Raw genomic sequence first — 5,965 nt, forward strand, 5'->3', positions numbered from 1 at the left:
GGTGTGTACTTTGTTAACCAACCGCAGTTAACACAAAGTAATGTTTTGATTGGGCATTTAGGTGGACAATTCAATAGTCCTGACTATGCAGCATTAGATGTACTCAACGGAGTCTTGAATGGGTTTGGTGGGCGCCTATTTAACGAAGTACGTTCGCGTCAAGGATTAGCATATTCGGTATATGGATACTGGAGTCCTGCATTTGATTATCCCGGTATGTTTATTGCTGGTGGACAAACTCGTTCGGATGCAACCGTACAATTTATCAAAGCTATCCAAACAGAAATTAAACAATTACAAAGCGAACCAGTAACAGCAAACGAACTAGCATTTGCCAAAGACTCCACACTCAACTCATTTGTCTTCAACTTTGAAGACCCAGCACAAACCTTATCACGCTTAATTCGATACGAATATTACGGATATCCAGCCGACTTTCTATTTACTTATCGTAAACAAGTAGAAGCAACAACAATTGCCGATATCCAAAGAGTCGCACAAAAATATCTCAAACCCAATAATTTAGTTACCCTAGTAGTAGGAAACCAAACAGCAATTAATCCTCCACTATCACAACTTGCCACCAAAGTAACACCTATTGACGTTACAATACCTAGTCCGACAGCAAGCTCACAAAGTTAGCAAAATCCCCCCTAACCCCCCGCGTGGAAGGCTACCGTGTACACACATCTTTTTATCATTCTTATATTCCTTCCCTTCGCGTAATTTGCGGTTATTTTTTTACGAACCGCAAAGGACGCAAAGAGGCAAAGAAAGAGAAGAAAGGCAACTTTTAGAGACTTGTGTGTACACCGTAGGCGTGGAAGGGGGGAACAAGAAGCTCTTCTTAGCCCCCTTTATTAAGGAACAAGAAGCTATTGGTTTGTGTCATTAAATTTGGGTGGTTAAGAGAAATGAACCACAAAGACACAAAGGACACAAAGGAAGAAAGAAAAGCAGAAAACACACCAAAACTATTGACATGAACCACTATTGACAAATTTTTATAATTGTCTGTTGCTAGAAACTTAAGAAGGGGTTGAGTCATATTTCGGGTGCCTCAAGTTTTTGATACTTGTAACGTGTGATAGACACGTGTAATCTATGGTGGCATAGCCACACCTACAATCTTAAAATATCTTCTGTTTATCCGTTACATCCGTTACATCCGTTGTATCCGTTGCAAAATATCTTCAAACCATTGAAGAAACCTGGCGCCCAAAGCCGAAACTGAAAATTCTGTCTCAGCTTGTTTTCTACATTCATAACGGTCGATACTATCTAAATGTTTAACAGCGTCTATTAAACCTGTTACACTATCAGGTTCAACTAAAAACCCTGTTTTGCCGTGTTTAATTATGGACGCAGGACCTCCGCGCGCATAAGATATTACCGGAACACCACACGCAAGCGCTTCTATTGCTACATTACCAAACGCTTCTACCCACCTTGGCGCCATTAATAACCCTTTGCACTCACGTACAACTTGCTGCATTTTATCAGTTGATAGAAATCCTAAATATTCAATTGGCGCCCCTTGATAATCGTTTATAATTTTTTGCCAGTAAGCTTCATCTTGCATTTTGCCCATTATTTTTAACGGTATATTCGTTTTTGCCGCAACTGCTACCGCATCTTCTAAGCCCTTTTCAGGAGAAATTCTTCCTAAAATTGCCAGTTGCTCTTTCGGTTCAGCACAAAATTCATATAAAGCTAAATCTATACCACTACTTAAGTAATATAACGGATGAGTTAAATTTGGAAAAGTGGCGCCTTGTGAGGGAGTATAAAATCCAATTGTGCCAGGATATAACTTTGAGATTTGAGCAATAACTTTGTCGAGAGCATTACTAAGCGAACCCATACTGACAAAGTGGGCTATCGGTGTTTGAAAAAACGGTGTTAAGTAAAATGGCAACCAATCGTAAGCAAAATTTACAATTAAGTCATACTCGTTTTGAACAGAGCGCGCGTATTCCCACATATTCGCCAATAGCGAGTTTTCGGGCATAGTTATAGGAGTATCACGTTCCTGAATTTGAGCAATAACTTGTAAACTGCCAGTAATTTCAACTATATTAAAAATCTCCCGATTCCATAATGAACCTTCGGGAGCAACTATTTGCAACGTATGACCCTGGTCTAGAAAATATTTAGCAATGTTGTATAAACTTAATTCAACACCTCCACCTAGTCCAGTCCCAAGTCCTCCTACCGGAGTTGAGACGAAAAGTAACTTCAAACGTTTGGGTGATGGTGTTATATTCTGCATAGTACTTGAAACATCAAGGTAAACTTTAATTTTATGACGAAACGATTCGGAATTAACTTAGCATGGGCGCCATTATTAGGGTTGCTATTCTCTACAAGCGCAAACGCTGATTTTAAAGGAAGTCTTAATGTTGAAATCGACGGATTGAGAAATAATGTAGGACAAGTTTGCATCACTCTATTTAGTAGCAGCAAAGGATTTCCAGATGACGGAAAAAAAGCTCTACAAGATAAATGCTTCAAAATTACAGAAACTCCCCTAAATATTAAATTTAACGATTTAAAAGCAGGTAGCTACGCTATTGTTTTACTGCACGATGAAAATGGTACTAAAAAAATGGAGTTTGACAGCGTAGGAATGCCGCGCGAAGGTTTCGGTTTTTCTCAAAACCCAGAAATTACAAATCGGGCGCCGAAATTTAGCGAGTCAGCATTTTTTATTGCTGGACCTCAAACTGACATCAAAATCAATATGAAGTATTTGTCTGGATTTTAATTAAAATGCTTAGATTCCTGACAACTTCCAATACTGCAAGAAATTGATCCCCCCTGCCCCCCTTATTAAGGGGGGTTGGGGGGATCAATTCTAGAAAATGTCAAAACCTACGTAGTATTGTGGCAACTTCTATTTTAAGCACGTTAGGAATCAAAGCAAAAATAAAAACAAGTAATTTTCATGACTATTAACTTAAGTAACCATTCAATTTGGCAAGAATTTGCGGAAATACTTAATAAACTTGATTTAGATACACTTGTTGCAAACCACCTAAAAGCTTGTAATTATAGAGTAATTGGATACCAAGATGAGAATAATTTTATGATGAGATTGAATTTATTACCCCAATTGAAGCAACCTTTATCAGCAGTTACTTAAATGTAACCAGCGAAAAAAAAGATGAGTCTGGCTGGATAACAATTAATTTTTTGCTTAAAGCTGCAACATTAAATCAGGATAATAAATCGCTTAATCACCAAGATGAAATATATGAAATAGCTGAATTGACGTTGATTTTTGATTCAAATATGAAATGTATTGATGAAAATTGGCTAATCTATACAGAATATCCTTTTGTTGTAGCCAAAGCGAAAAACTCTATGCAGGAATTAAGTCCAGCTTGAGACAAGCAAATTTTTATAATTAGATAACCCTAGCGTCCTCATTCGGCATCAATTCTACTCCAAAGCTCGCTGATTGGTCTAGTTTGTCCAGCTTTAGCTTGCTGAAATCCTCTTCTTAAAGAAGCCTTAACATCCTCTATAGGCGTATCATCAGGGTCATTTTCTTCTTGTTCTGTAAATAATACTATAACTCGAACGCGATTCGAGTTATTTTCTGTTTGAATGGGTTCATCCAGAATTAGGTTTCCGTTTTGGTCAATACTCGCAGTTACTTCAACAGCTTTCATATGGAGCAGGCGCCTCTATTTTTCAATATTTTAACTAAAACACCCTGTCGTTTTACCACACACCGTGAAAGATTATTATCCTCTGTTGACTATTGAATGATAATGCTGTATCGCGAATTCATCCCTCTTCTCCTTGATTATCTTCTTCCTCTGAATCTTGTAACCAAGCCGAAAGCAATTATCCAAGTATAAAATATTGCGATAAATATTTAGTTTATACTTATACAAGAAAGGTAATGTAGTTTAGTAATTTAGAAAATTTTAATATTATTCCTTAGAGGTATTGACGTAAGTACATATTTATAGCTTGGCGTTAAAAAATTATATAAATAGTTTTCCGAAATCGATAAGCACAACGTCGTAGTAGTCAAAAGACTTGTTTGCTTATATAGTATCAGTTCACTTGTATCTATGTATTTAAGTTGTTATTATTGGCACCTATAAAATTACCTCAAACTATTAATTTTAGGCGCCGCACTGTAATATACGCGCGGATATGAACGCAATTTTTAATTAGCAGGAACGGGTTTACCAGTTTGTTTTCAATTGCCCAAAAGCAAGACCCAAATTGGCATGGAGCTTTTTATTGCTGAATTCCTACAAAATTTGTAAGAATAAAACCATTGGTATGGCTAGGTGATTCTAATGCTGATAGGTTCAACACTGCGCGACCGCTATAAAATCATCTCACTTTTAGGGCAAGGTAGTTTTGGTGAAACCTATCTTGCTGAGGATTTGGGTGTTCCCATCAATCCCAAGCCTAAGCGCGTTGTCAAACGTCTAAAAATCCAAAATTTTACTGGTGCAGACTTAGATTGGGTAAAAAATGCTTTCGTTACTGAAGCAGCGACACTTTATAATTTGAGCCAATTGCACCCGCAAATTCCCAGTTTATTAGAATATTTTCAAGTAGAGGAAGAATTTTATTTAGTTCAAGATTTTATCAATGGGGTAGATTTAACGAAAATTATCACCCCAGGAACAAAGCTAGCTGAACTTGAAGTTATCCAGCTTTTATGTGAGATTTTAGAAGTGTTGGTAGTTGTCCATCAACAGAATATTATTCACCGTGACATCAGCCCTAAAAACATCATGCGCCGCCAGGTTGATGATAAAATTGTGTTAATTGACTTTGGTACAGTTAAACAAATAATGCTCACAACGAGCGTGCAAACTAATCTGACAATAGGAGTGGGAACACCTGGTTTTATGCCATTAGAGCAATTTAACGGGAAACCCAAATTAGCAAGCGATATTTATGCTGTGGGGATGCTGGGAATACAAGCCCTGACGGGAATACCACCCCATTTGTTAAATGACGATGAAGATGGAGAAGTGATTTGGCGCCCTAGGGTGAGTATTACTAATGATTTTGCCCAGGTGCTGGAGAAAATGGTAAGTCGTCGTGTTAGTCAGCGTCACCAAAATGCCACAGAAGCTTTAGAAGCGATGCAGTTGTTAAATCAACAACTAAACAAACTTATTGCCCCCACAATTATTTTACCGCCATCACCCTTAGAAATAAGTACTCAAACTCATAATAGTGTACTATTAAACCAGACTAAAAACGCTGAATTTTACAACAATGAAGGTCTTAAAAAATTCAAGACTGGAGATTACATTCGCGCGATTGAAGATTTCAACCAAGCTATTATAATTAATCCTAACTATGCAGTTGCTTATTTTAACCGAGGAGATGCTCGCAGTGAATTAGGAGATTATCAAGCTGCAATTCAAGATTTTAACCAAGCTATTAAAATTAATCCTAACGGTGCAAAAGCTTATTCTTGCCGAGGATATGCTCGCGGTGAATTAGGAGATAATCAAGCCGCAATTGAAGATTACAACCAAGCTATTAAAATTAATCCTAACGATGCAAAAGCTTATTATTGTCGAGGATTGGAACGCGCTGAATTAGGAGACAATCAAGCTGCAATTCAAGATTTTAACCAAGCTATTAAAATTAATCCTAATGATGCAATTGCTTATTCTTACCGAGGATTGGGTCGCGTTATGTTAGGAGATAATCAAGCTGCAATTGAAGATTTAAATCAAGCTATTAAAATTAATGCTAACGATGCAAAAGCTTATTGTTTTCGAGGATTTGGTCGCTCTGAATTAGGAGATAATCAAGCTGCAATTCAAGATTTAAACCAGGGTATTAAAATTAATCCTAACTATGCATATGTTTATTTTTTAAGAGGAAAATCTTACGATAATTTAGGAGATTATCAAGCCGCAATTAAAGATTACAACCAAGCTATTAAAATGAATCCTAACGATGCATA

At 37.1% G+C, this 5,965-nt stretch carries 7 protein-coding genes; 5 read left to right on the forward strand and 2 right to left on the reverse strand.

Annotated elements, in window-relative coordinates; genetic code table 11:
• Positions 1–642: M16 family metallopeptidase (locus tag AC2JBO_RS42160; RefSeq protein WP_496959590.1), on the forward strand; the 642-nt coding region annotated here is incomplete at its 5' end.
• A 520-nt stretch (positions 643–1,162) separates the two neighbouring features.
• Here the strand turns inward: AC2JBO_RS42160 and AC2JBO_RS42165 are convergent.
• Positions 1,163–2,272 carry a glycosyltransferase family 4 protein gene (locus tag AC2JBO_RS42165; protein ID WP_496959591.1) on the reverse strand — a complete coding sequence of 370 codons (1,110 nt, stop codon included), beginning with the start codon at positions 2,270–2,272 and terminating at the stop codon, positions 1,163–1,165.
• A 33-nt stretch (positions 2,273–2,305) separates the two neighbouring features.
• On the opposite strand from AC2JBO_RS42165, the gene AC2JBO_RS42170 reads away from it, so the two are divergent.
• The 3 genes from AC2JBO_RS42170 (at position 2,306) to AC2JBO_RS42180 (ending at position 3,390) form a co-directional block, all read left to right on the forward strand.
• Positions 2,306–2,767, forward strand: coding sequence for a DUF2141 domain-containing protein (locus tag AC2JBO_RS42170; protein ID WP_496959592.1), 462 nt, complete (start codon positions 2,306–2,308; stop codon positions 2,765–2,767).
• A 180-nt stretch (positions 2,768–2,947) separates the two neighbouring features.
• Positions 2,948–3,145 (forward strand): hypothetical protein, encoded by a 198-nt coding sequence (locus tag AC2JBO_RS42175; RefSeq protein ID WP_496959593.1) that lies wholly within the window; start codon positions 2,948–2,950, stop codon positions 3,143–3,145.
• Between the two features lie 50 nt (positions 3,146–3,195).
• Positions 3,196–3,390: a hypothetical protein gene (locus AC2JBO_RS42180; protein ID WP_496959594.1), complete on the forward strand. Its 195-nt coding sequence runs from the start codon at positions 3,196–3,198 to the stop codon at positions 3,388–3,390.
• A 38-nt stretch (positions 3,391–3,428) separates the two neighbouring features.
• Here AC2JBO_RS42180 and AC2JBO_RS42185 read toward each other — a convergent pair whose 3' ends face one another.
• Positions 3,429–3,677, reverse strand: a complete 249-nt coding sequence (locus AC2JBO_RS42185) for a type II toxin-antitoxin system RelN family antitoxin (RefSeq protein ID WP_496959595.1) — start codon at positions 3,675–3,677, stop codon at positions 3,429–3,431.
• Between the two features lie 645 nt (positions 3,678–4,322).
• Between AC2JBO_RS42185 and AC2JBO_RS42190 the strand changes: the two genes are divergently transcribed.
• Positions 4,323–5,965, forward strand: a 1,643-nt coding sequence (locus AC2JBO_RS42190) for a tetratricopeptide repeat protein (RefSeq protein WP_496959596.1), incomplete at its 3' end; no start/stop codon positions are given.

The sequence above is a fragment of the Calothrix sp. CBUCES-K 9914 genome (assembly GCF_059640475.1).